Annotated in this window: 21 protein-coding genes; 19 read left to right on the forward strand and 2 right to left on the reverse strand. The window is 54.8% G+C overall.

Annotation, left to right across the window (positions count from 1 at the left end; all coding sequences use genetic code 11):
- Positions 1 to 325: 325 nt before the first annotated feature.
- The 10 genes from ACHHV8_RS07320 (at position 326) to ACHHV8_RS07365 (ending at position 10,123) form a co-directional block, all read left to right on the forward strand.
- The gene (locus ACHHV8_RS07320) at positions 326 to 1,645 is read left to right on the forward strand and encodes an extracellular solute-binding protein (RefSeq protein WP_395157690.1); all 1,320 of its coding nucleotides are present in this window, start codon (positions 326 to 328) and stop codon (positions 1,643 to 1,645) included.
- Positions 1,646 to 1,947: 302 nt separating this feature from the next.
- Entirely contained in the window at positions 1,948 to 2,520 is a 573-nt protein-coding gene (locus ACHHV8_RS07325; protein WP_395157691.1) for a sugar phosphate isomerase/epimerase family protein, read from the forward strand.
- Position 2,521: 1 nt separating this feature from the next.
- On the forward strand, positions 2,522 to 3,649 hold the full coding sequence (locus ACHHV8_RS07330; RefSeq protein ID WP_395157692.1) for a Gfo/Idh/MocA family protein: 1,128 nt from the start codon (positions 2,522 to 2,524) through the stop codon (positions 3,647 to 3,649).
- A 24-nt stretch (positions 3,650 to 3,673) separates the two neighbouring features.
- On the forward strand, positions 3,674 to 4,546 hold the full coding sequence (locus tag ACHHV8_RS07335) for a carbohydrate ABC transporter permease (RefSeq protein ID WP_395157693.1): 873 nt from the start codon (positions 3,674 to 3,676) through the stop codon (positions 4,544 to 4,546).
- An 18-nt stretch (positions 4,547 to 4,564) separates the two neighbouring features.
- A complete protein-coding gene (locus ACHHV8_RS07340) occupies positions 4,565 to 5,392 on the forward strand; it encodes a carbohydrate ABC transporter permease (RefSeq protein WP_395157694.1) in 828 nt (275 codons plus the stop codon).
- A gap of 110 nt (positions 5,393 to 5,502) precedes the next feature.
- Positions 5,503 to 5,946, forward strand: a complete 444-nt coding sequence (locus ACHHV8_RS07345; protein WP_395157695.1) for a hypothetical protein — start codon at positions 5,503 to 5,505, stop codon at positions 5,944 to 5,946.
- Positions 5,924 to 6,301: a hypothetical protein gene (locus ACHHV8_RS07350; protein ID WP_395157696.1), complete on the forward strand. Its 378-nt coding sequence runs from the start codon at positions 5,924 to 5,926 to the stop codon at positions 6,299 to 6,301. Before ACHHV8_RS07345 ends, ACHHV8_RS07350 begins: the two co-directional genes overlap by 23 nt.
- Before the next feature lie 7 nt (positions 6,302 to 6,308).
- Positions 6,309 to 7,310, forward strand: coding sequence for a sensor histidine kinase (locus ACHHV8_RS07355; protein WP_395157697.1), 1,002 nt, complete (start codon positions 6,309 to 6,311; stop codon positions 7,308 to 7,310).
- Positions 7,307 to 8,887: a response regulator gene (locus ACHHV8_RS07360; RefSeq protein ID WP_395157698.1), complete on the forward strand. Its 1,581-nt coding sequence runs from the start codon at positions 7,307 to 7,309 to the stop codon at positions 8,885 to 8,887. Before ACHHV8_RS07355 ends, ACHHV8_RS07360 begins: the two co-directional genes overlap by 4 nt.
- 39 nt (positions 8,888 to 8,926) lie before the next feature.
- Complete coding sequence (locus ACHHV8_RS07365; RefSeq protein WP_395157699.1) at positions 8,927 to 10,123, forward strand: MFS transporter; 1,197 nt, start codon at positions 8,927 to 8,929, stop codon at positions 10,121 to 10,123.
- A 186-nt stretch (positions 10,124 to 10,309) separates the two neighbouring features.
- Here ACHHV8_RS07365 and ACHHV8_RS07370 read toward each other — a convergent pair whose 3' ends face one another.
- Together ACHHV8_RS07370 and ACHHV8_RS07375 are read right to left on the reverse strand one after the other, a co-directional pair.
- A complete protein-coding gene (locus ACHHV8_RS07370; RefSeq protein WP_395157700.1) occupies positions 10,310 to 11,584 on the reverse strand; it encodes a hypothetical protein in 1,275 nt (424 codons plus the stop codon).
- On the reverse strand, positions 11,571 to 12,131 hold the full coding sequence (locus ACHHV8_RS07375; RefSeq protein WP_395157701.1) for an RNA polymerase sigma factor: 561 nt from the start codon (positions 12,129 to 12,131) through the stop codon (positions 11,571 to 11,573). Before ACHHV8_RS07375 ends, ACHHV8_RS07370 begins: the two co-directional genes overlap by 14 nt.
- 293 nt (positions 12,132 to 12,424) lie before the next feature.
- Here ACHHV8_RS07375 and ACHHV8_RS07380 point away from each other — a divergent pair, with 293 nt between their 5' ends.
- The 9 genes from ACHHV8_RS07380 (at position 12,425) to ACHHV8_RS07420 (ending at position 25,446) form a co-directional block, all read left to right on the forward strand.
- Entirely contained in the window at positions 12,425 to 13,183 is a 759-nt protein-coding gene (locus ACHHV8_RS07380; RefSeq protein WP_395157702.1) for a fumarylacetoacetate hydrolase family protein, read from the forward strand.
- Between the two features lie 30 nt (positions 13,184 to 13,213).
- Positions 13,214 to 15,397: a malate synthase G gene (locus ACHHV8_RS07385; RefSeq protein WP_395157703.1), complete on the forward strand. Its 2,184-nt coding sequence runs from the start codon at positions 13,214 to 13,216 to the stop codon at positions 15,395 to 15,397.
- A gap of 950 nt (positions 15,398 to 16,347) precedes the next feature.
- A complete protein-coding gene (locus ACHHV8_RS07390) occupies positions 16,348 to 17,043 on the forward strand; it encodes a hypothetical protein (RefSeq protein WP_395157704.1) in 696 nt (231 codons plus the stop codon).
- Entirely contained in the window at positions 17,021 to 18,490 is a 1,470-nt protein-coding gene (locus ACHHV8_RS07395) for a hypothetical protein (protein WP_395157705.1), read from the forward strand. Before ACHHV8_RS07390 ends, ACHHV8_RS07395 begins: the two co-directional genes overlap by 23 nt.
- 381 nt (positions 18,491 to 18,871) lie before the next feature.
- Positions 18,872 to 19,969, forward strand: coding sequence for a family 10 glycosylhydrolase (locus ACHHV8_RS07400; protein ID WP_395157706.1), 1,098 nt, complete (start codon positions 18,872 to 18,874; stop codon positions 19,967 to 19,969).
- Positions 19,854 to 21,017: a beta-galactosidase trimerization domain-containing protein gene (locus tag ACHHV8_RS07405; RefSeq protein ID WP_395163446.1), complete on the forward strand. Its 1,164-nt coding sequence runs from the start codon at positions 19,854 to 19,856 to the stop codon at positions 21,015 to 21,017. The genes ACHHV8_RS07400 and ACHHV8_RS07405 overlap by 116 nt, the downstream gene beginning before the upstream one ends.
- 15 nt (positions 21,018 to 21,032) lie before the next feature.
- Positions 21,033 to 22,223, forward strand: a complete 1,191-nt coding sequence (locus ACHHV8_RS07410) for an iron-containing alcohol dehydrogenase (RefSeq protein WP_395163447.1) — start codon at positions 21,033 to 21,035, stop codon at positions 22,221 to 22,223.
- Complete coding sequence (locus ACHHV8_RS07415; protein ID WP_395157707.1) at positions 22,220 to 23,680, forward strand: CoA-acylating methylmalonate-semialdehyde dehydrogenase; 1,461 nt, start codon at positions 22,220 to 22,222, stop codon at positions 23,678 to 23,680. Before ACHHV8_RS07410 ends, ACHHV8_RS07415 begins: the two co-directional genes overlap by 4 nt.
- 209 nt (positions 23,681 to 23,889) lie before the next feature.
- Positions 23,890 to 25,446 (forward strand): type 2 periplasmic-binding domain-containing protein, encoded by a 1,557-nt coding sequence (locus ACHHV8_RS07420; protein ID WP_395157708.1) that lies wholly within the window; start codon positions 23,890 to 23,892, stop codon positions 25,444 to 25,446.
- Positions 25,447 to 25,611: the final 165 nt, after the last annotated feature.

A 25,611-nucleotide genomic window follows, 5' to 3' on the forward strand; every position in this document is an offset into this window, starting at 1 on the left:
CATTCCAACCTTGTATGGCGGCATCTTTTCTGTCATAAAAACAGGCTTAAACCCTGCGATCGGACGGATCGCAGGGTTTTTCTTTTGAGCTGCTGCGCTTATAGCTGACATGAAGCAGAGAATCATAGGTTTTTATTGAATGCGCTTACTTGTATGTTATATAAAGTGACATAAAAATCGAAAAATGTCCAAAAAAGTGATCTGAGATTAAAAATTTAAACATTATAGTATTTCTATGGGATGGTTAAGCGGATACAATCAGAGGTATAATTACCTTGTCAGTTTTAATGTCAATAATATTCACATTGAAAAGGGGAATGGTCTAGTGAAAAGAACGATTCGTCACACGATGTTGATCACTGCTTCTGCTGCGATGGCTGCTGCTTTAACCGGATGCGGAGGGACGACGGCCGATCAGGGCGCCAGCCCGGCGAGCGGTGCCAAAGAGCCTGTTACGCTGACTATGGAGTATAACTGGTCCAGCCCTAACGCGGACAACCTGCTGTACAAAGAACGGATTCAGAAATTCCAAGAGCAGAATCCGGACATCAAGATTGAAGCCCAGGACATTCCTTCGGCCCAATACCGGACCAAGCTTCGTACGGAAGCGGCGGGCAACAGCATGCCGGATATGTTCATCCTGTTTCCGGGAGTGGAAATGGAGCCGTATATCGCTGCGGATGTGCTGATGCCGATCGATGAGATTATGGACAACTGGAAAAATATTTTGCCCCCGCAAGCGCTGGCCGGGTTTAATGTGAACGGCAAGCAGTATGCGATCCCAACCAAAATGACCTTTGTCGATATCATATATTATCACAAGGACATGCTGGCTAAAGTCGGATACAACGAATTCCCGAAAACGTACACCGATTTTCTGGATCTCGTGAAGAAGCTGAAGGATTCCGGCGTCACTCCGCTGGCGATCGGCAACAAAAATAAATGGCCGATGCAGTCGACCTTCATGTCCGCCGTCGAAGACCGGTTTACCGGCAGTGATTTCCTGACGAAGGTGACCAAAGGAGAAGCCAAGTTTACCGATCCGGACTATATCAAATCGCTGAATGTGGTGAACGATCTCGTCAAGCTGGATGCTTTTAATGCAGATATCAATACGATGGACGAAGTGCAGCAGCAGGATTACTTCCTGCAGAAGAAAGCGGCCATTACTATGACCAGCTCGACCATCGATACGAAATTCAGAGCGGGCAACACGGACAAGGCGGCAGCTGAAAATATCGGAATCGCACTCTTCCCGTCGGTGGATGGCGGCAAAGGCGACCCAACCAAGAGCGCCGGCGTCATTCAGTACGGTATCGGGCTCAGCAAAGGGCTGACCGGTGCGAAGAAGGAAGCGGCCTTGAAGTTTTTGAAATATTTCTACGCGCCTGAGCTGTATCAAAGCTTGATGAGCAAAGGCATCGTGGTTCCGGCCAAGGTCGACATGCCTGCGGACACCAGCCCGTACCTGAAGGAAATGCTGAAGCTTACGCAAAACGGCTCCGCGCTCGTATTTGACAGCGTGATGCAGCCTGCCGTGAAAGATGCGATGGAGAACGGGCTTCAGGCGATCATTACGAAGCAGAAGACGCCGGAGCAGATTGCCAAAGAATTGCAGGACGCTGTGGATAAGAGCAAGAAATAGGCTGCCTGGATAAAGCAGGCCTGGAACCGATCTTAGCGGGGGGTTAGGAAAGTGAACGTTTCTATCGGAGGGTTTTCGTTTTATCAGCTGCTTCAGGCGGGGGAAATGGATATTTTCGGATATCTGGAGACAGCCAGATACCGGTATGGACTTCGAGCTGTGGATTTATGGAACGGGTTTTTCACAGACCGGAGTCATCCGTTCTACCCTATCGCCGAGGAGCGTCTTCTTCGGAAGATCAGGCAGTCGCTGGATGAGAAGGAGCTGACTGTCGCGAATTTTGCGGTAGACCGGGCCCAGGTTTGGGCCCCGACCCGGATATCCGAGAGAAGCTGCACCGGAATGCGCTCGATCATTTGCGCGCTGCCGAGCTGTTCGGAGCGCGGACGGTTCGGATCGATACGAGCCGGGGGCCGGTGGAGCCGTCCGAGGAGCAGTTCGAGTATACGGTCATGCGTTACCGGGAATATGCGCAGCGTGCGGCCGATTACGGGTATACGGTTGGGCCGGAGAACCACACCGGCATCTCGCTGAACCCGCAGTGGATGAAGAAGCTTGCCGAAGCGATCGATCATCCGGGCTATGGCGTGCTGCTGCATATCGGCCGGTGGCAGGACGGGGCCTCGGAGGGTGATCGGCTGCTGGCGCCTTGGGTGAACCATGTGCATCTCGATGCCAAAACATTGAATTCCGAGCAGGATACGGTTCATAAGATACAGATGCTGATGGAACACGGATACCGGGGGCACTGGGCGGTGGAGTATAACTCTCCCTCCCATCCCTACATCGAACTGGAGTGGGCTTTAGCCTCTGCCAAGCGGCTTCTGGCCAAAGCCGGATCGCCCGATCCGGCGCAAGGAAACGGAGGACAATGAAATGCAGCCAATACGAATCGGCGTCATTGGAGTCGGAATTATCGGAAAAGCGCATTTGCAGCAGTATGCGGGTATTCCCGGGGCCAAGGTTGTAGCCGTGTGCGATATTAACGAGCAGGAAGCCCGGCAGGCAGCGGATCTATACGGAATTCCGCATGTATATACGGATTATAAGGACATGCTGGCCAGAGACGATATCGACGCGGTCGATGTATGCCTGCACAACAATTTTCACGCTCCGCTGACGATTGCAGCTCTTAGAGCCGGGAAGCATGTGTACTGCGAGAAGCCGCTTGCCGGCAGCTACGCGGACGGAATATCGATGCTGGAGGCGGCCCGCGAAACCGGAAGAAAGCTGCACATCCAGCTGAATACCTTGTACAAGAAAGAGACGAAGGCAGCCAAGGCGCTGATCGACGACGGTCAATTGGGCCGCATCTTCCACGGGCGCTCGAACGGCTTTCGCCGCCGGGGACGGCCGTATGTGGACGGCTTCGGCACGGTTCATTTCACAAGAAAAAGCAGCGCCGGAGGCGGCGCTTTGCTAGATATGGGCGTATATCATATCGCCCAAATGCTGTACCTTCTCGGCGTCACCGAGGTCGAGCGGATGACGGGACGGATGATCCAGGAAATGGATATGGACCTGCAGCGCCGGGACGAGAGCGGATTCGACGTCGAAGAGCTTGCGTTGGGTTTCGTCACCTTCAAGGGCGGCGTGACGCTCGATATTTTCGAGGCTTGGGCCGTTCATCTGGATGGGATTGAGGGCAGCAGCATTGTCGGCTCCCAAGGAGGCATCCGGCTGCCGTCTTATCATTCGGGCGAGCAGACCGGTTCCTTCAGCTTTCATACGACGGTGGCGGACCTCGATCTGAACAGCACCGTCGATCTGAACCGGATGGATATCCGCTGGCACCGGATGCGGGCGAACGAGGACGCTTACGATTCATCCCAGCATCATTGGGTCGCCGCACTGCAGGAGAGGGTGGAGCTGCTGCCGACGGCGGAGATAGCTCTGGCAACGCTCTTGATCAGTGAAGGTATGTACTTGTCCCATACGCTGGGGCGCGAGGTCGCAATGGATGAAATTGCAGCCAACTCCCGATCGCTTGCCGTGCAAATTTAACTGAACTGAGGAAGGAGGCTGCACATGCATGCACTAAAAAAGACAGGATCAACCGTGTTCTTCGGAATGCTGCCCGCCCTTATCATTTATATCGGAATCGCGCTTGTGCCGATCGGCATGTCCTTCTACTATTCCTTCTTCAATTGGGACGGACTTTCCCCGATGAAGTTTACGGGACTGGACAATTATTTATCAACCTTGAAGGATGCGGTTTTCTGGAAAGGCGTGCAAAACAATCTGTTCATGATGGCGACCGGTATTTTCGGCCAACTGCCTATAGGCTTGTTCTTCGCGCTGCTGTTAAACCGTTCATTAAAAGGAATTAAGGGTTACCGGTCGATGTTGTTTCTGCCTGTCGTCATCTCGGCGGTTATCGTGTCCATCATTTGGGGTATGGTGTTCAAAATCGAATCCGGTCTGCTGAACGGCCTGCTGGATCTGGTCGGATTGGGCGCCTGGAAGCAGGACTGGCTTGGAAGTCCGAAGCTCGGCATGTTCTCGGTAAGCCTGACGTATATATGGCAAAACTACGGCTTCTATATGGTGATTTTCCTGGCGGCCCTGCAAAATATTCCGGAGGAAATTAAAGAAGCCGCCGTCATGGACGGGGCGACCGGCTTGAAGCGGTTCTGGTTCGTGACGCTCCCCATGCTGAAGGAAACGATCTGGGTCACGCTGATTTTTGCAATCAGCAACTCGTTTCGCGTCTTCGATCTTATCTATGTTATGACGGCCGGAGGCCCGGCGCACAATACCGAAGTCATGACGATTTACATGTACAACAATGCCTTCCAGAACATGAATTTCGGGTACGGAAGCGCGGTTTCCATGCTGATTCTTTTGTTCAGCCTGATAGCCATTTATGCGGCCAATCTGATTACACGGCGCAGCCGATAAGAAGCCGGAGGAGGAACTATGCAAACATCGCGCATCAAATTATCGGTACTCCACATTTTTCTTGCCATTCTCTGTCTGGCTAACATCCTTCCTATCCTGTGGATGATCGGCAGCTCCTTCAAATCGGAAGAAGAGTTTTCCATCAATCCGATGGGCCTGCCCAAGCAGTGGGACTTCAGCAACTACTCCAAGGCATGGAAGGTAGCCCATCTCGGCACCTATTTCTGGAACAGCATCTTCGTGACGGTCGCCGCCATCCTGTTAACCGTATTCCTTGGGGCGTTGGCTTCCTATTTTATATCCCGGTTCGATTTCAAAGGGTCCAAATGGGTGTACGGCCTATTCTTGATCGGCATGACGATTCCGATTCACGCCACCCTGGTACCGATCTTTATATTAATGAAGAAACTGGGTTTATTGAACACGCATTTATCGCTTGTGCTGCCTTATACCGCATTCCATCTCTCGATTACCATCTTCATTCTGGTCGGCTTCATGAAGTCGTTTCCGAAGGATATCGAAGAGTCGGCGATTATTGACGGGGGCGGCGCGTACCGTATCTTCTGGTCGATTATTTTGCCCATGACGCGTCCTGCGCTGGCTACCGTGGTTATCATCAACTTTATTTACAACTGGAATGAATTTCTGTTTGCCCTGGTGCTCATCAGCAAGACCGGCCTGAAGACGCTGCCGCTCGGCTTGGCGAACTTCGCCGGGACGGAGACGAAGTTTCAGACGATGCAAATGGCTGCGCTCACGATGGCGCTGCTGCCGCTGCTGGCTTTCTACCTTTTGCTGGAGAAGCAGCTGGTGCAGGGGATGACAGCGGGTGCGGTAAAAGGCTAATAAATTTCCTGTAGCCTCTCCGCGGAACCTTCCTATATGATAGAAGGAAGAAAACGGGATCCACCGGGGCGGCTCAGTCCCGGAGAGGCCGTTGGAGGAGGGCTGCGGTTATGAGATGGAATCTGTTTCGACCTATCCACATCAGCTTGCGAAAAAAATCGGTTGCGATCTTCGTCCTATTGGTCACGCTTCCCTCCGTGCTTGTCGGGTATGCGTTTCTGAACAGGTACGAAATTATTTTGCGGCAGCAGTTCATCGATTCGACGGAAAAGAACCTGAACACGATTGAGATGAACCTGTACGAAAAGATCAAGACCGTGGACGATATAACGGATTATATGATCTATCAAAAAGATTTTCGCGATTTCATGCAAATACCGGAGACGCCGGAAACGCTTGATCAGCTGAAAAGCGACCGGGAGTCGATCGAAGGCTTCGTCGCCTTCCAGCTGATGTCGAAGAACTATATTAAATCGATTACGCTAAAGGGCAATAACGGAAACACGATGCAGCTCGGCGAGCCGGTCGAAGGTGCCCGAGCAGCAGTGGATTGATCAGGCGAACGCGAAGCGGGGAGGTATCGTCTGGTCAAACTCGTATCAGCTGGACAGCTCCTGGACAGGTCCCAAACGCGTCATCTCCTTATTTCGCATCATCAATTCCTTTTATGATCTGACGAAAACGGTGGGCCTGGTCATTGTCCGCCTGAACGAATCGGAAATATCGACGCTGCTGACCTCAGCTGTGCCGGAGGAGCAGGGATCGATTTTTATTCTCCGCCCCGACGGCACCGTTCTGCTGGACAGCAACCAGCAGCTGATCGGACATCCTTACCCGAACGAGGAATTGCTGAAGCGGTCCTGGCTCGACCAATACAGGCAGCGTATCGGAACTGGAAATAGATGGTAAAAATTATTTGGCATTCAGCAAAAGGATGCGCTCCACCGGCTGGAACATTGTATCGCTGGTCAAGGACGAGGCGATCGTCGCCAAGACGAGCGCGCTGAAGGTGTCTCTGCAGGCGTTGTTCCTGATCGTATTTATTTTCGGGCTGTTCGCCCTGATCGGCTTTGAACTCGCCATCATCCGCCCTATGCTGGAGCTGAGGAAAGAAACGAACCGGTTGAAGACCGGCGACTTTTCCGCCCATGTGGCGATCCGCTCCCGCGATGAAATCGGGGATTTGGGCCGGCAGTTTAATAATATGGTACAGACGATAAAGGATCTGATCGACAAGAAGTACAAGCTGGAAATCCGCCAGAAGGAATCCGATCTCCGGTTTCTGCAAAGCCAGATGAACCCGCATTTTCTGTACAATACGCTCGATATTATCCGCTGGACGGCAAGGCTTGAGAAAGCGCCCGAAACAAGCCAGCTGATCGAAGCGTTGTCCGGCTTTTTCCGGATGAGCATGAACAGGGACAAGCAGACGACCACTTTGGCCGATGAGATGGAGTTCGTCCGTTCGTATCTCCACCTGCAGCAGAAGCGGATGGGCAGCAAGCTGTCGTTCTCTTTATTTATGGATGCTTCGCTGGAGCATACGGCGATGCCGCGGCGGCTGATTCAGCCGCTGGTGGAGAACAGCATCAAGCATGGTTTTCTCCCCCGGCAAAAGGGGGAAATCCGGGTACGCTGCTACCGCTCCGCTCCGAATGAGCTGGTTATCGATGTGATCGATACGGGAACCGGCTTCTCGGAAGAGCGGCTGCGCGCGATTCATCAAGCGCTGTCCCAGAAGAACAGCGACGAGCGGCTGGTCGGCCATGCGATCTTTAATATCAACGAGCTGATCACTCTTGCCTTCGGCAGCGGCTACGGTGTCGAGTTCCCGGCAGAGTACAATAAAGCCGGCGCATGCGTCCGGTTGACCATTCCCGCTCCAAGGAACCGAGAGGAGGTACAGGAAGCGATATGACCATCAAAATGCTGATTGTAGACGATGAACCTATCATTTGCAGAGGAATCCGGGAGACGATCCCTTGGGATCAGATCGGCGTGGAGGTGGCGGGCGAAGCGTACGACGGGCTGGAGGCGCTGGAGGCAATCGGCAGCGGGCCGGTTGACCTCGTGCTGACGGACGTTCATATGGACGGCATGGACGGCCTTGCCTTGTCCAAAATGCTGAGAGAACAATATCCGGACACCCGGATTATTATTTTGAGCGGCTACGATGATTTTGAATATGCCCGGCAGGCGATCCGCATCGGTGTGGAGGATTATCTGCTCAAGCCGGTCGATGTCGACGAATTGATGGGCATGGTGAAGCGCATCGCGGACGAGCTGTCGCACGAAGCGGAGCAACGGAAGGAGCGGCAGCGCGAGAGCTGGCTGAGCTGGTTAAAACAGTCCATGCAGAACAGCGGAGTCCTGCTGGACGGCGATCTGCCCGAAGGCTTCGTTCCGGCGGCAGGGCAGCGTTTCCGCATGATCGCAAGCCAGCAGGAGGACTATGCGCTCTGGGCTGAGCGGACCGAAGAAGAGCAGCGCCAGGCGGCGAGGCGCCAATGGGAGCAGGAGGTCCGGGAGGCCCTTGCCTGCGACGGTCAGGAAGCCTTTTCGTTCTTTTATCACCCGAACCTGCTGATCACCCTGTGCGTCGAGCTCGAGCCTGCCGGCCTCAAGGATCCGCTTGCGGCGCTGAGCGAAGTGAAGGGGCCGCTGGCAGGGAACCGGCTTTATTTCGGCGTCTCGCCTGTATTCCAGGCGCTGGAAGAGACGTATACCCGTGGCGAGGAGGCCGTTGCCGCTTTACAGCTTGGCATCGCCCAGGGAGAGCGGAGCGTGCTCCTTTACGGAGAGGCGGTAGTCCCGCCCAAGCCCCGCGGCATGTTTGCTCCCGTCGAGCTGGAGAAGCAGCTGGTGAACCTGCTGTTTAACGGCACCGAGGAGGAGCTGGAGGCGGTGCTGCGCGCGATCATGACCCAATCGAAGGAGCGAGGCTACCTTCCCGCGGATATCGCGCAGGGGATCAAGGAGCTGAAAATCCTCATTCAACGGAGGCTGCGCACAAGCGGGATCGATGTGTCCGGCGATTTGAAAAGCTCTCTGTCCGGCGAACCGGACCCGCATGTTTACAACTCCTACCGGTCGCTCGAAATGCTGATGCGGCGGGAGCTGCTGTCCTTGTTCTCGCTGATCCATTCCTCCGTGGCAGGCAAGAACCATTGGACGATCGAGCGGGTCAGGAAGTATATCGAATCGCATCACAGCCATGATCTTAAGGCTTCCGAGGTGGCGGCCTGGCTCAAAATTACGCCGAACTATTTCAGCATTATATTTAATCAGCATTTCGGCAAAGGCTTTGCGGAATATTTAAACGAGGTGCGGATCGAGCATGCCAAAGGCATCCTGCGCGGGACGCATGACCGGGTGTTCGAAATTGCGGAGAAGGTCGGCTACAACGATTACAAATATTTCTGCTCCATCTTCAAATCGTATACGGGGGTCACGCCCACACAATACCGTAAGCTGGCAGAAAGGACTCCGGTCTAAGGCCGTCCGGCGGTCTCGGACCCGGAAAGGACTAATATTATGGAGGAAGCTTCAAGGATAGGGGCGCGCTCGTTTGCCGTTATCAAGGGCTTTAATTTCTTTATTTACGGCGCTATCGCGATTTATTCGTCATTTTTTCCGCTTTATTTGAAGTCGATCGGCGTTTCGTCTCTGCAGATCGGTCTTTTGCTGGCTGGGGAGCCGTTTATCTCCATTCTGGCCAATCCGTTCTGGGGGTATTTGAGCGACCGTTGGAACCATACGAAGCGCGTGCTGCTGCTGCTCTTGATCGGGAACCTGGTAGTCATGCAGAGCGTATTTCTCCAAAGCTCCTATACGCTGTTATTTGCGCTGATGCTGGCCTATTTCTTTTTTCAAAGCCCGCTGTTCTCCCAGAGCAACAGTTTGATCCTGGATGCCATCGAGCATACGGGCAAAAGATTCGGCGAATTCCGCCTCTGGGGCTCTTTGGGCTGGGCGCTGATGGCCGCCGCTGCCGGACCGGTATTGAGCCTGCTCGGCATCGGCCGGTTCTGGGTTATGTACAGCGCGATCGTGCTGATCTCTATCGGGATCGCCCTTGCGCTTCCGCGGGGCCACGTTCGTTCCAAGGAAAGCAAGCTGCCGGGCGGGTATGCGGCTATCTTCGCCAATAAAAGCTTTGCCGCCTTTCTGCTGATCGGCGTGCTGATCTCGATTCCGAACGGCATGAATACGACGTTTATGCCGATTTATATGTCGGAGCTGGGCGGGAAGGAAGGGCTGATCGGCTTGTCGGCTTTTTTGACATCCATCTTTGAAATCCCGGTCTTTCTGCTGTTTGACCGTCTGCTGCCGAAAAACCGGCGGACGATGATTCTGTGCCTCGGAGCGGTCAGTCTTCTCTATGCGCTGCGCTGGCTGCTTATGTCTCTGGCGTCATCGCCGTATGAGGTCGTCTGTATTCAGATTTTGAACAGCATCACCTTCGGCGGTTATTACTATATCGGAACGCAGCTGACCACCATGCTCATTCCCAGGCAGTACCGTTCCTCCGGGCAGGCCCTCTATGCGTTGAGCTGGGGAGGGCTGTCCGGTATCGCGGCCGGCGTCTTAGGAGGCTGGATCTTCCAAAATCTAGGAGCCGTGGCGATGTACCGTCTTGGTACGCTGCTTGCCGTGCTGGGAGCCGCATGCTTTGCAGCTATGTTCGTATGGCTCCGGCGGACGGGAATTAGAACGGAAGCGGAGGAGTAATTGAACCCCCGAAGCCAGCGCCGCCGCTCTGGCCTGAATATATAGGCAAAGACGCTTCCGTCCCACGTATCTTGTGGTTGTGGAAGCGTCTTTGCTCATGCTCCGGACTAAGTTACGGAGAATGCCCTTTCAGAAAGCAATGGTCTTTTCTCAAAGGCTGAGGTTATTTTCGGGATACAGGAGCGGTCAGTAGCCGAGCAGCTTCTTTCCTTTTTCCTTCCACATCTCTACAAAAGGCTCGTCAATAGCCCACTGGATCATGACGACGGATTCGCTCGGGGCAAGGCTCAGCGTTAGCAGCGGTTTGGATCCGAGCTTTCCGTCGAACGGATAGACGGTAATTTCGCTGGACGACACAACCCCCACCAGCTCGTTATTGGGGGAAGAGAAGGCATCCTTAGCATCCGGACGAATACGCCGGATGTCATTCCAGTCCGCGGACAGCCGATCGTAAGTTACGACGGAGTCGGGCAGGATGAGGGGCACGTCCTGAAGCTGGTAGCCGAAGGCGTTGCTGCTGCCGCGGCCGGTATACGTAGCCAGCTGCGGAACCCACTGCCCCCGTTCGCGGACGATGGCCCAGCTCTCGCCGTTCTCATCCACCTGCGGCGCATCCGGACTGCCCGCGGAAAGCTGCAGCCTGGAGCTCAATGCCCTCAGGCGGTCCTGTACGGTATTGCCGTACAGCTCCTGCATCGACACATGAGGGTCCTGTACCGATGGAGAGCTGCCGAGCGGCTTATTTCCTATAATATCCTGGAGCTCTTTCACCCATACATATTCATATTGCGTATCTTTCCCCTGTGTGTTTTGACGGACCGTCTGAGCGACGGATAAATAACGGTTGCCTGCAAAAAGCAGCTTCTCGGACAGCTTGAGCGGTTGAACCGGCTTCGTATCCGGAGATTTGAGACGGGAGGCATCAGCCGCAAGCGAGGCGCTGAGCACCCGGGATTCTTCATTGGCATTCACGCGGCTCTCGGGAACGATTTTCATAAAATCGGTCTTGTAGGGCATCAGGATGCCGTTGCCTTCGGCAATCTTCTGCAGCTCGCCCTGGTCATCCGCCAGCAAAAGCGTACGGTAGGTGCTGTATTCGGGAGCGCTGCCGGTTTGCGGATGATCTGTTCGGAGGCCGATGAGCACGGCGGAATGAACGAGCACCTCCTTGTGATCGGAAGACGAGAACAGGGAGCTTAAGGAGGTCTGCATAGAGCTGCGCTCATGCTGTGGCTGGGCTGGATTTTGTCCCGGCCCCGTTTGCCAGTCTACCGACAAGAACACGGCCGCTGCCAGGAAGGCCGCGCTGATTCCGCTGAGCCAAGGCACCCACTTCTTGGTTGTGCCGCTCTGCTCATCGAGCCGCTCGCCAATGCGCTTCTTCAACGCATCGGAGAACCCGTTCCGGGTAAGCGGGCCGCCGGCCAGGTTCTGTTTTAACTGATCGTCAATCGACTCCATGACTATGACTCTCCTTTAACTTCGTCATTTTCTTGCGGGCATGGAACAGCCTCGACTTCACCGTGCCTTCGGTTACTCCCAGAACATGCGCCATTTCTTTCATTGATAGTTGATAATGTGCAAATAAAATCAGCACCTCGCGGTATTTGAGCGGCAGCTGAAGCACGAGCTTCCACAGTTCGTTGGCCGCCATGACGTCGATCACCGCCTGCTCCGCGGAGGGAGATTCGGCTGATGGGGACAGGAACTCCATCAAGGTGATTTTGCGGTAAAAGGCCGAGCGCCGGTAATCCAGCGTCATATTGCGGGTAATCGTTAAAATCCAGGTTTTGACGGACGATTCGCTGCGGAACGAGTATAAGTTTTTGTATACTTTAATAAATACTTCCTGGGTGATATCATCCGCCTGATCCCACTTGCGCGTCATGCTGTAGGCGTAATTCCACACATCTTTGCCGTAGGCGGTCATTAAATCCTCGAGGATCGCCTTTTTATCGGAAGTATCCGATAAATATTTCAAGTACTCAAAATTCACATTGGTTTCCAACCATGCCACCTCAATTATTTGACGATCAGACATTAAATGAGTTCAAAAAACGATTCTGCCATAACGACCTCCGGCAAGCAAGCTTCTTATAATATAAGACGATTCAACGGCAGAAAAGGTTTATCGTTTTGCCGGCAATTTTAAAGTTGTGTAACCCGGCTGCCGCCGCTGCAAAACTGGGATATTTTTTTGCCTCAAAAGGCATTGACAAGGATGAGAACCTATGGGAAGATATGGCTAGGCAAGTTTTTTGAACGACGTTCAGTATAATGAACAACATAGGAGGCTGTCAGATGAAGTTTGTCCGGTTTAACTTAAGCGGCGAGGAGACCGTGCGCAGCGGGATTCTCGAGGGCGAGAACATTCGTGAATTTACGGGGGATTTATTTGCAGAGCGCCAGCTGACTGGCCATGTATTTGCATTAGAGCAGGTACAATTGAAAGCGCCGCTCATTCCTAAGCATATTATCGGTATCGGCAAAAATTTCGTCCCCGAGGGGGCGGAGAAGCCTCCGGTGCCGGAGATGCCCATCCTGTTCTTCAAGCCGCTGACCACCGTGGTCGGGCCGGGAGACGCGGTTGTGCTTCCCAAGGGAACCGACGGGATCAAATTCGAATCGGAGCTGGCCGTCATCATCGGCAAAACCGCCAAAAATATTGAACCTGACCAAACGGATGACGTTATTTTCGGCTATACAGTAGCGAACGATCTCGGTGCGTTCAACTATTTTCACCCCGAAGGGCATTGGACTATCGGCAAATCGTTCGATACGTTCTGTCCGATCGGCCCGCTGATCGAAACGGATTTCGATTACCGTTCGGCGCGGATTCAAGCTACGGTGAACGGGGCTGCCATGCAGGATGCTCCGATGGAACGCATCATTACCCCGATTGACGTGATGATTTCTTATATCAGCAATTTTATGACTTTGATGCCGGGTGACGTAATCCTGACAGGCACGCCGGCAGGCTCGGACTTTGTCCGCAGCGGAGATGTGGTCGACTGCTTTATTGAAGGCATTGGCCGGCTGACGAATCCGGTAACCGACTAAATAAAAATTATAATAAAAGGGAGATGCCCTATGGAATCATATGTAAAAGTAGGCAGTCTGCAAGTTGCTTCCGCACTGCACCAATTTATCCAATCCGAAGCGCTTCCTGGAAGCGGCTTGAATCCGGAATCGTTCTGGTCTCAATTCGAAGTTTTAATTCGCGACTTGGCACCTGTAAATAAAGCTCTGCTGAACAAACGCGACGAGCTGCAAGCGGCTATTCATGAATGGCATATTCAGAATAAAGCTTCCTTCGACGCTGCAGCTTATAAATCCTTCCTTACGGAGATCGGTTATTTGGAGCCGGCGGCGGAAGATTTCGAGGTCACGACCACTCAGGTCGATGATGCGATAGCGCTTCAGGCCGGTCATCAGCTGGTCGTTCCGGTGAATAACGCCAGGTATGCGCTCAATGCCGCTAACGCCCGCTGGGGCAGCTTGTACGACGCGCTGTACGGCACGGATGTCATTGGCGAAGAAGAGGGAGCGGGACGCACGGCGGGTTATAACCCGGTCCGCGGTCAAAAGGTTATCGCCTACGGCAGAGCCTTCCTGGATCAAGCGGCTCCTTTAGCAGGCGCTTCTCATGCGGATGCCGCTGCCTATGTAGTGGTTGACGGCCGTTTGTCCGTCACTTTGAAGGACGGTAAAACCGCCGGACTTCAGGAGTCTTCCAAATTTGCGGGATACCGCGGTGCTGCGGATGCTCCTACGGCTTTGCTGCTGAAGAACAACGGCCTGCACTTTGAAATTCAAATCGACCGCGGGCATGCTATCGGCAAAACGGATGCGGCAGGCGTGAAGGATATCGTGATGGAAGCGGCCGTAACGACGATTATGGACTGCGAGGACTCCGTTGCAGCTGTTGATGCGGAAGATAAAGTGGATGTATACCGGAACTGGCTCGGTCTTATGAACGGTACGCTGACGGCTACCTTCAAGAAAGGGAACGCGACAATGACCCGTTCGCTGCAGCCGGACCGCAGCTACACGTCCCCTGCCGGAGAAACGGTGCAATTGCCGGGCCGTTCGCTGTTATTCGTCCGCAATGTAGGGCATCTGATGACTATCGACGCGATTGTGGACGAGAACGGGCAGGAGATTCCAGAAGGCATCATGGATGCGGTCGTCACGAGCCTGATTGCCAAGCAGGATCTGTTGAAAAACAATCCGTTCCCGAATTCCGTCAAAGGTTCTATCTATATTGTAAAACCGAAGATGCATGGCTCGGAAGAGGCAGCCTTCGCGAACACGTTGTTTAACCGGGTGGAGGATATGCTCGGCCTGGAACGCCATACGATCAAAATCGGTGTTATGGATGAGGAGCGCCGTACTTCGCTTAATCTGAAAGCCTGCATCCGCGAGGTAAAAGACCGGATCGTCTTTATCAACACAGGCTTCCTGGGCCGAACCGGCGACGAAATGCATACCTCGATGGAAGCCGGACCGATGATTCGCAAGAACAGCATGAAATCGTCGAGATGGCTGCAAGGATACGAGCAGTCAAACGTGGCGATCGGGCTGGCATGCGGACTTCAGGGACGCGCCCAGATCGGCAAAGGCATGTGGGCGATGCCCGATTTGATGAAGGAAATGCTGAAGCAAAAAATCAGCCAGCTCGAAGCGGGCTGCACGACCGCGTGGGTACCTTCACCTACGGCAGCCGTTCTACATGCGCTGCACTATCATCAAGTGGATATCCGCGAAGTGCAGAACAAGCTGAAGCTGACGAAAGCGGACTATACGGATCAAATTCTGGAGATTCCGGTCAGCTCCGATGTGAATTGGAAGCCGGAGGAAATCCAGCAGGAGCTGGACAACAACGCACAAGGGATTCTGGGCTATGTCGTGCGTTGGGTAGAGCAGGGCATCGGCTGCTCCAAAGTGCCGGATATCAACAATATCGGCCTGATGGAAGACCGGGCTACGCTGCGCATCTCCAGCCAGCATATGGCTAACTGGCTGCACCACGGCATTTGTACCGAGGAGCAGATTATCGAAACGATGAAACGGATGGCTCAGGTCGTCGACAAACAAAACGAGGGCGATTCTGCTTACCGCCGGATGTCGGATAATTATGACGGCTCGGCAGCGTTCCAAGCGGCTATTGAGCTGGTGCTTCAAGGATACGACCAGCCGAGCGGTTATACGGAACCGATCCTGCACCGCTACCGCAGGGAGTTTAAGGCCAAGCAAGCGACGCTGAACGCTTAGGAAAGCGTCGGCAGTCTAGCCGGCTCGGAGCGGGTCGAGCAAGCGATTCAAATAAATATGTAGGACAACAATCCAGTCGGAGCAGCGTTCCGGCTGGATTTTTTTGCTTGAGGGGATAACATGGTGATCCGCGGGAAGGAGGAACGCGCTGCGGCAACCGCTTGAGAGAGCTGTGGAAGTTAAGCAGCCAGGTTTGGACTTCCAGCACGCATCGTGCATTATGGACTCTACGCGGACGGCTATCGAGCTCTACGAGCTTCGATAGGCTGGTTTACAGGCTTCAATATGCGTGCCTGGAAGCCAGGCCAGGGAGCATGGAGGATGGAGGATGGCCTACTGCTTGGCTGCTTGAGGTGTTGCCATTTGCCCAATTGCCAGCTGGCGAAATGGGGACCACGAAGAAGTGGGTCGTAAAATAGCTGCTACAGCAATTAGTTCATGGATGTGCATCGAAATCGTAGACTGGTAAGAGCACATCGGATGACAGGCCGATTATGAATAAAAATATTGCGGCTTACCATAAACGTAAATCCAGAGAAGGAAGGAGTGTGGGGTGGAAAGTTTACGTGCCGTCTTTGAAGTCGTGTTCCCCCCGCTGGATCTAATCAAATGGAACACGACTTCAACAACGGCTGAAACTCCAGACCCCTTCCCTCCCCGCGCGCTAACGTATGGGTTTATACGAAGCTTTTCTGGGTTTACACCAAGCGGTTTACACCAGGCTTTAACCAATCGACGCTTCCAGCCAAAAAGCGCAAAAGTCCGTTCAGGACAAGAAATGCGCAGGAAGACAAATCTTGCTCCTGCCGCCCCCGCAGCAAGAACTGTCAGTTAACCGCCTTTGAACGATAGATTACAATAAGGCTTGAGAACGAGCTTGACGAAATGCATCCAGAGGAAATAACACGATAACGCAGATGAAGAAAGGATAAATGAAAGGGGAGAATAAAGTGGCTGCAACCATTGTTTATCGAGAGGAATCCACGATGATCGGCTTCGCGGCAGACAAGCTGCTGAACGTCTGGAAGACGTTGGGGGAAGAAGCCGATATCACCAATCCGAATGCCGATGCAATCACGGAAGAGTCTGGGAGACCGGCTGCCAACGGCAGTTTTGCAACCGTTATCATCTTGTCGTCAGCGGAAGAAGCGGCGCAGCGATATGGCGTAACGATCGATCCAGCCGTTGCTGCGGAAGGCTTTGAGCTTCGCATTGAGAAGGAAGGGACACAATCCGTTGTATATGTTTTGGCACGGGATGAAGCGGGGGCCATGTACGGCACGCTGGAGCTTGCAGAACGGCTGCAGCAGCAGGGCAGCTTGGACGCCGTGACAGGAGGCGTAACGAATGCCCGTTTTCCGTTCCGGGCGGTTAAATTCAACCTTCCATGGTCTACCTACCGGAGGAACGAATGCTTTGACCTGCAGCGGGACACCGTCCGCGATCTGGGATTTTGGCAAAAATTTCTCGATATGATGGCGGAGAACCGGTACAACGTGCTGACGCTGTGGAACCTGCATCCGTTTCCTTATATGATCCGGTCGAAGCATTTTCCGAAGGCCTGCCCGTTTACCGATGAAGAGCTGGCGGAGTGGAAGCAGTATTCGGACCGCATTATTTCGGATGGCGAAGGAACGCGGCATTGAAACGTATATGGTCAATTGGAACATTTTCGTATCGGAAGCGTTCCGCGAGCATTACGACCCGCAGGCAATCAGCGACGACACCTTTTATCATTTCGGGGATTCGTATTCCACAGAGCAGATTAAGCAGTACACCCGGGAAAGCGTCATCCAGATGATCGAGGAATACCCCGATCTGACCGGTCTGGGCATCTCGCTGGGGGAAAGAATGAACGACATGACGCCGGAGGATCGGCAGGAATGGGTTAAAGAGGTGTATTTCGAGGGGATGAGGCAGGCGAACCGGCCGGTCAAATTCATTCACCGCGCGCCGTTTTCCGTCGATCCTTCGATCACCCGCGAAGCTATCGAGAGCAACGGCTTTATGCCTGAGCCCGTATGGGTTGAGGTCAAATTCAACTGGTCACATGCCTACTCCTCGCCAAAGCTGCTGCTGACCCATGGCGGCTCCGACGGCATGGAGGGCTATTGGAAGCCTGCGCCTGAGCATTACAAGATTACGTGGATGATCCGTAACGAGGACTTTTTCACGCTTCGCTGGGCGCAGCCGGAGTTTATCCGCGAGCATATCCGCGAGAATGGCCAGGACTACGTAGGCGGCTATTATATCGGGTCCGAATGCATAATCCCGGGAGTGGATTATTCCCATGCACAGGACAGCGACCATAAGAACTGGGACTATTTATTCGAGAAAAATTGGCTGTACTACATGCTGTGGGGCCGGATGCTGTACGATCCGTCGACGCCGGATCAGGTGTTTGAGCGGGCCATCGACCGCCAGCATCAAGCAGAGGTGGGAGCGTCGCTTCTGAAGGCTTACGCTTCGGTGTGCCGGATGCCGATGGCGCTGGCATCGATGTATTCGTTCACCTGGGACTTCACCCTGTATGCCGAAGGCTTTCTGTCTACCGGGGAATCGGAATACGACGGAGGCGCGGCGTTTATTTCGCTGCAGGACCTGCTGCAGCGCAAAACGTTCAATCCCGCATACTTGTCGGTGTCCGATTATGTCAGCCGGTTGCTGGAGGGCGGAAGCGCAGCGGATGCGATAACTCCGCTGCAGCTGGCGGACACGCTGGAGTCCGATGCGCAGGAAGGGCAGCAATGTCTGGCTTCCATCTCAGCCGAGACGCCGCTGCTCTGCTGCGAGAAGGCGGATATCGAAGCATGGGCGCAGCTGAATTATTATTTTGCGGATAAGCTCCGCGCCGCCGTTGCCTATGAGCTGTACCGGAGAACCGGCGACGAAGCGGAGCGCGAGAAGGCGCAAAGGCTTCTGGCAGCGCCGCACGCCGCCGGCCACTGGGAACGGCTGATCGAGGTGACGGAGTCCCACTATGTGGAGCAGCCTTTGATGCATCTCGGCCGCACGCCGTTCTCTTGGGGGTTGTTCCGTCCCCAAGTGCTCGCCGATGTTGAGTTCGCCGCGGCAGGAAGCCGCGATTTGTAAGCGGCCGTTTTCCGCCGTTTGCAGCAAGCAGGGCAGGCTTGGCCTGCCGATGCTTTCGCGGGAGAGAAACCGCACGGCAGAGCGATGGCGGACGGCCGGACAAATCGGCTCCCCATTTTCATTTGCACCGGCTGCTTCGGTGTCCGCTTCAAATTCAAAGGGCAGCAGGACAATTCATGTCTTGCTGGACAAATCTTGCGCCCCGTCAGCGAGCGGGGCGCGGCAGCAAAAAGTGTCTATAGGGTGCGGAGAGCGGCTTATTTATAATCAAACGGGAAACGACGGCATGCTTTATGTACAGCTTGCTTTCTAGGCAGCCGGAGCAGAATTGGGGCTTTCTCAAGCTGGCGGCTGCCGCATAACTTATTTGGAGGGATAAACATGGCACAATCGGATTGGCTGAAGAAGCGAAGCAGGGGCGTCCATTTGACCATTCGGGATGTAGACTGCATCGATTTCGATACGGAACGGCTGGCGAAGGATTTGCACGAGCTGGGCGTGAACGTGCTTTCATTTTTTTGCGCAGGATACGTTACGGTGCATCCGACGAGCTTATCGATCAGAACAAGCCCCTTTCTCGGGGACCGCGATTTGACGGGGGATATTGTGAAAGCGGTTCACCAGTACGATATCCGCGCTGTGGCCGCCATGGATTTGAGCCTGATTCCAGGCAATGCCGCGCTGGCGCATCCGGATTGGTGCTCCTGCGATCAGGACGGCAAGCCTTACAAAGCCAATCAGGATTTGGGCGATTTCTATATCGCCTGCCCGCTCAGCGGCTACCAGAACGAATATTTGGCCGAAATATTAACGGAAATCGTTACGCGCTATGACGTGGACGGCATTAAATTCGGCGGCGGCAGCTACGGCTTCTCTTCCTACGGCAACGGCATTTGCCACTGCGCCCGCTGTAAAGCGGCATTCAGCGCCTTCTCCGGGCAAGAAATTCCGGTAAAAGACGATTGGAACGATCCGGTCTGGGGCACGTTCCAGCGCTGGCGGCAGCAGCGTGTCGTCGAGCGGTCGCAATTTTTGTATGAGCTGGTCAAATCGCTCGATCCGAATATGCCGGTCATGTGCAACAGCGTGTGCTTCGGCGAGACGGGCTGGACGCACGAAAGGCGCGCTCGATATCGAACGGATGGCCGAATATATCGATGCGGTTCAGGTCGAGGCTCAAACCCGGATCCGTGTGGACGGGGACTCCGGACATTGGGATTTTCTACTGTGGCCTGCAGAGGAAGCGAACTTCCTGAACAGCGTCAGCGACCACCAGCCTTGGGTACTGGCTTCCTATTTTCAGGCGTGGCCATGGCGCCGCAATGCGGTACCGCCCGCAGAGCAGAAAGTGTATATGGCGCAAATTTATGCCAATGGGGGCAATGCGATTCTGAATCTATCCGGCGGACCGATTCAGGGCCACCAGGATCAGCGCGGCTTCCCGGCCGTACAGTCGCTGTACCGCTTTGTCGCCGATAATCAGCCGTACTTCAACGACGACCGTTCCGGGGCGAACGTCGCCATTGTCTACTCCCAGGATACACTGTTCTATTACGGACGGGATCAGCCGAAGCTGAACTATGTGGATGCGATCCGCGGCGCAGAACTGGCGCTGTCCGATGCTCATATTCCGTTCGATCTTATTTCGGATGCGGTGGTGAAGCGGGGCGATCTCGGCAAGTACCGGGCAATTCTTCTGCCTTCGACAGCCTGCATGTCGGAAGAAACGGCTGAGGCGCTGCGCAGTTACGTTCAGGGCGGCGGCAATGTTATCGCAACGTTCGAAACGTCCTTGTTCGATACGGACGGGAACCGGCGCAGCGATTTCCTGCTGGCAGACCTGTTCGGAGCCGCGTATCACAGCACGGATTCGGTTATGGGCGAGGACAACGGCGTATACAAGCAGAGCTATTTGAATGTACGGGCACCTGAGCATCCGCTGCTGGAGCGGCTGGGCGCGACGAGCGTCATTCCGGCTTCCAACCGCTACTGCAAGGTAACCGCAAACGGCAATACGTCGGTGCCGCTGACCTTATCCGCGCCATTCCGCGTATTCCCGGAAGGCATGTCTTATACGCAGGAGCCGGACACCGGCATGCCTATGCTCATCGCCAAAGAGCATGACGGCGGAGGCAGGACGGTTTACTTTCCGGGTCAGCCGGACACGGCATTCGCAAGAGCCGGCTATCCGGATTGGGCGCTGCTGCTCGTCAATGCGGTCCGCTGGACAACCGGCGACAGGCTGCCGCTCAGCATAGACGGTCCGGAGACGCTGCTTGCTACCCTGAGAGTACAGGAAGGCAGACGGCTGGTTCACCTCGTCAATGTGAACGGGGGCCGAAGAATGTTCAGCGAGCTGATTGCTGCAAGAGACGTGACGGTTCGCCTGCCGTTCAGTGGGGAATTCCAGCCGCAGCGCGCCTTTTTGCTGTCCGACCGGAGTCCGTTAGCGGTTACGCAGGAGCAGGATGCCGTTATCGTTACGGTGCCTCGCGTGCTGGATTACGACGTAGTTGTCTTTGAGTGAGGAGGAGCGGCTATGATACATGAAATTTTGCTGCCGGGCCGGATCGTCATCGGCCTGGGAGCTTTCGCGGAAGTAGGGGCCCTGGCTGCGGGGCTCGGGAGCAAAGTATTGATCGTCAGCGATCCGGTGATGGAACGCATCGGGCATGTCGACGCCTGCCGGCGTTATTTGGAGCAGGCGGGTCTTGCCTGCGCGGTATACAGCGGCGTCGATACGGAGCCGACTGACCGGCATGTGGACGCGGCGCTGGCGGTCTGCCGGCAGGAGCAGTGCGATGTTCTTGTCGCCCTCGGCGGAGGGAGCTGCATTGACGCGGCGAAGGCGGCGGCCGTCATGATGACGAATACCGGAGTCATCGCCGACTACGCGGGAGGGGCGAAGCGGTTTGCGAACAAGCCGCTGCCGCTGATCGCCATTCCGACCACAGCGGGCACCGGCTCCGAGGTTACGAAGGTGACGGTCATCATCGATACCCGGACCGATGTCAAGCTGATGATCGCCCAGCCTGAGCTCGTGCCGCAGGCGGCCATCGTGGATGCGCAGCTGAGCATGTCCTGCCCGCCCTCCGTCATCGCTTCCTCGGGGATCGACGCCTTATGCCATGCTATCGAGGCGTATTGGTTCAGGAAAGCGAACACGGTGACCGACGGCTGGGCGCTGCAGGCTATCGGGCTGCTCGTCAAGCATCTGCCGAACTGCTACTCAGGCAAAGGCCAGGCGGACGATTTTGCCCAAATTGCGCTCGGCTCCATGCTTGCGGGCGCGGCCTTCTCCAACGCTTCGGTGACGCTGATCCATGGGATGTCGCGCCCGATCGGGGCTCTCTTTCATGTGCCGCACGGGATTTCCAATGCGATGCTGCTTCCGGCCGTGCTGGAGTTCACCGCAGACGATGCGGCGGAGCGCCTTGCCGTGATCGGCCGTTTGATGCGGCCCGATCTGTCGGAACAGGGGTCTGCGGTTCTCTCTGCCGCCGTGATCGAGGAGGTCAAAGCGCTGTGCAGGCTGCTGCGGATTCCGAACCTGCGGGATTGGGGGCTGGATCGCGAGGCTTTCGAACAGGCCCTGCCCAAAATGGCCGCCGACGCCATAGCTAGCGGCAGCCCAGGCAACCATCCGAGGACCGTAACGGCCGAGGAGATCGAAGCGCTGTACCGCGTTTGCTACGACTATGAATTTCAAATGAATGAAGGAGCTGCTCTATGACGCTGACTCGTACGATACCGGATTTACGTAATTATATTGGAGGCCGCTGGGTTCCTTCCGACAGCTCCGCTTATGAGACTGTGGTGAATCCAGCAACAGGAGAGGAGCTCGCCCGAGTTCCTCTCTCGACAAGCAAGGATCTGGATACGGCGGCAGCCGCTGCCCGGAGCGCCTTTGCGGTTTGGAAGGAGACGCCCGTTCCGAAGCGGGCGCGCGTGCTGTTCAAATACCAACAGCTGCTGACAGAGCACTGGGACGAGCTTGCCCGGCTCATTACGATCGAGAACGGCAAAAGCTATACCGAAGCTTACGGCGAGGTGCAGCGCGGGATTGAGTGCGTAGAGTTTGCGGCCGGAGCCCCGACGCTGATGATGGGCTCGCAGCTTCCGGATATCGCCACAGGGCTGGAATCGGGAATGTATCGTTATCCGATCGGTATTGTGGGAGGAATTACGCCCTTTAACTTCCCGATGATGGTTCCCTGCTGGATGTTCCCGCTTGCCATTGCCTGCGGCAACGCTTTTATTTTGAAGCCCTCGGAAAGAACTCCGCTGCTGGCGAACCGTTTGGCGGAGCTGCTTGCCGAAGCGGGCCTGCCGGATGGAGTATTCAACATCGTTCACGGCTCGCGCGATATCGTAAACGGGATGATCGGGCATCCGGACATCCAGGCGATCTCGTTCGTCGGCTCGCAGCCTGTCGCGGAGTACGTTTATAAAGCTTCCGCAGCGCAGGGGAAACGGGTGCAGGCGCTCGCGGGAGCGAAGAACCACAGCATCGTGCTGCCCGACGCCGATTTGGAGCTTGCGGTCAGCAACATTATGAACGCCGCGTACGGCTCCGCAGGGGAACGCTGCATGGCATGCTCGGTCGTGGTGGCCGTGGGAGACATAGCGGACACGCTGGTCGGGAAACTGAAAGAGGCGGCCGGCCAGCTGAAGATCGGCGACGGTCTGGAGCCGGACGTGTTCCTCGGCCCGGTGATCCGTTCGTCCCACAAGGACCGGACGATAGACTATATCGAAGCAGGCGTGAGCGAAGGAGCAGCGCTCGTGCTGGACGGCCGCACGGCGGCAGCTGCGGAGGCAGAGGGTTATTTTCTCGGTCCGACGCTGTTCGATGGAGTTCGCACGGACATGAAGATCTGGCGGGAGGAAATTTTCGCTCCGGTCTTGAGTGTGGTCCGGGCAGAAACATTGGATGAAGCCATCGATATTTCGAACCGGTCTGAATTTGCGAACGGCGCCTGCTTGTATACCGACAGCGCCAAAGCGATCCGGCAGTTCCGCGATCGGATCGATGCGGGCATGCTCGGCATCAATGTAGGGGTACCGGCGCCGATGGCCTTCTTTCCGTTCTCCGGCTTCAAGAAATCGTTTTACGGCGACCTGCATGCCAATGGCAGAGACGGCGTGGAATTTTATACTCGCAAGAAGATGGTCACCGCCCGCTATTGATCTGCCCGTGCCCGTGTTAGAATGAGTGAACGGACATTTCATTCCGGCCGGACAATATTTGCGATTGGCCTGCAATAGGCGGTTGAAGCAAGAACTGTCACTAACTTGCCATCCCGAGAGGGACTACAATAACGGTGAAAGCGTTTCCGTAATACAGAGGACATACCGGCGGTTGCGTGTTTCGAATGAAATGGAGGAGGGGTTCAAAAATGTTGAAGCGTTATCGTAAAGGGTTCAAAATGGTTATGGCAGGCGTGCTCTCGGTGGGAGCGCTGGCCGGCTGCGCAGACAATGGAGCGCCGGCGGCAGGAGGAAAGGATACGGCGGCTAAGCCGGGGAGTGCAAATACGGCGGCGGCCGATCCGTTAAAGCTGCAATTTCTCGTACCGTCCTATGCGGATGTTCCGAATATGAATGATGAGTATTGGACGGAATGGCAGAAGAAAACGAATACGAAATTAGATGTGGAATGGGTTCCGTCCGGAGATTACGACACGAAATTTGACCTTGTGCTGGCATCCGGCAATTTGCCTGAAATTATCGTAAGCACTAACATTACCCGCCCTACGCTGCTTCAAGCTATCAAGCAGGGCGCTTTCTGGGATCTGACGCCGTTCCTGGGCGATCTCAGCAAATACCCCAACATGAAGAACAACAGCGGACCGAACGTATGGAACTATATGAAGCTGGACGGTAAGGTATACGGTATTCCCCGCAACCGCCCGCAAATCGACTTAGGGATCAAGATGCGCAAGGATTGGCTGGATAAGCTGAACCTGCCTGTGCCTACGACAATTGACGAATATGCGGCTGATCTGAAGAAAATCGTGGACGGCGATCCGGACGGCAACGGGAAAAAGGATACGATCGGCATTATCGGCCACGGCTTCCTGCTGGCGGACGGCGACGATACGTTTGCAGGGGCGTTCGGCGGTCTCGATCCGGTCTACAACAAGGACGGCGGCTTAATTAAGAATCAATTGACGCCGAATTATACCCAAATGGTGGACTGGTTCCGAAAACTGTATGCAGACGGCATTCTGGCCAAAGAGTTTTCAACCATGAAGAAAACGCAGGCGGAAGAAATGTACGCAACAGGCCGCGCCGCTTCTTATGTACGCAATATTTGGCGCGATTACACTTGGGAGCAGGAGAACAAGAAAACGCAGCCTGACGCGAAGGTCATTACACTACCGCCGCTTAAAGGGCCTGGCGGGGTGTCGGTAAGCTTGGCGAACCCGACATTTGGCGCATTCTATATTTCCAAGAAGGTGCCGGAAGCGAAGGTGAAGCAAATTCTCGATTATTTCGAGAAAACGACGACGGCGGAGTATACCGATTTTAACTACTACGGTATCGAAGGCGTGCATAACAAGGTCGTAGACGGACAGCCTCAGCTAACGGACCTGGGTGTCAAGCAGGTAACGACGAACGCGAACCAGGTCTTCTCGCTGGCGTTTAACAACAAGATGAAAGTGCTGAACCCTTCGGCGCCGAAGGCTTATAATGACGCCAAGCTCAAGGAAGTCGAAGTATACGGACAGGTCGGCAAGCTGAATCCGTTCTCGATTATCAATTCGGATACTTGGACCCGTGTATGGCCGAAGTACGAGAAGGAATGGCAGGCGATGGCGACCAAAGCGATTGTCGGTCAAATTTCGATGGACGAATATAAGAGCTATGTTGATAAGCTGAACGAGAATCCGGATCTGAAGACCGCTTATAAGGAATTCGCGGAAAGCTACAAGCAGTATTTCCCTAAATAAGCGTTATTGCCTTGGGAGGCGGCCGGGCCGGAGGCCGGTAACAACAGGTTCGTCTCCCTCTGCCGCCTTGGAGGAGCTCACAGGCATTGCCGTGGACTCCTCTTTGGCGCATAAAGGTTGTTTTAATGAAAAAAACGAAACCAACACTAGGCTTGGCTAAAGGGT

The sequence above is a fragment of the Paenibacillus sp. TAB_01 genome, from assembly GCF_043945595.1.
Taxonomy (GTDB): Bacteria; Bacillota; Bacilli; order Paenibacillales; family NBRC-103111; genus Paenibacillus_S.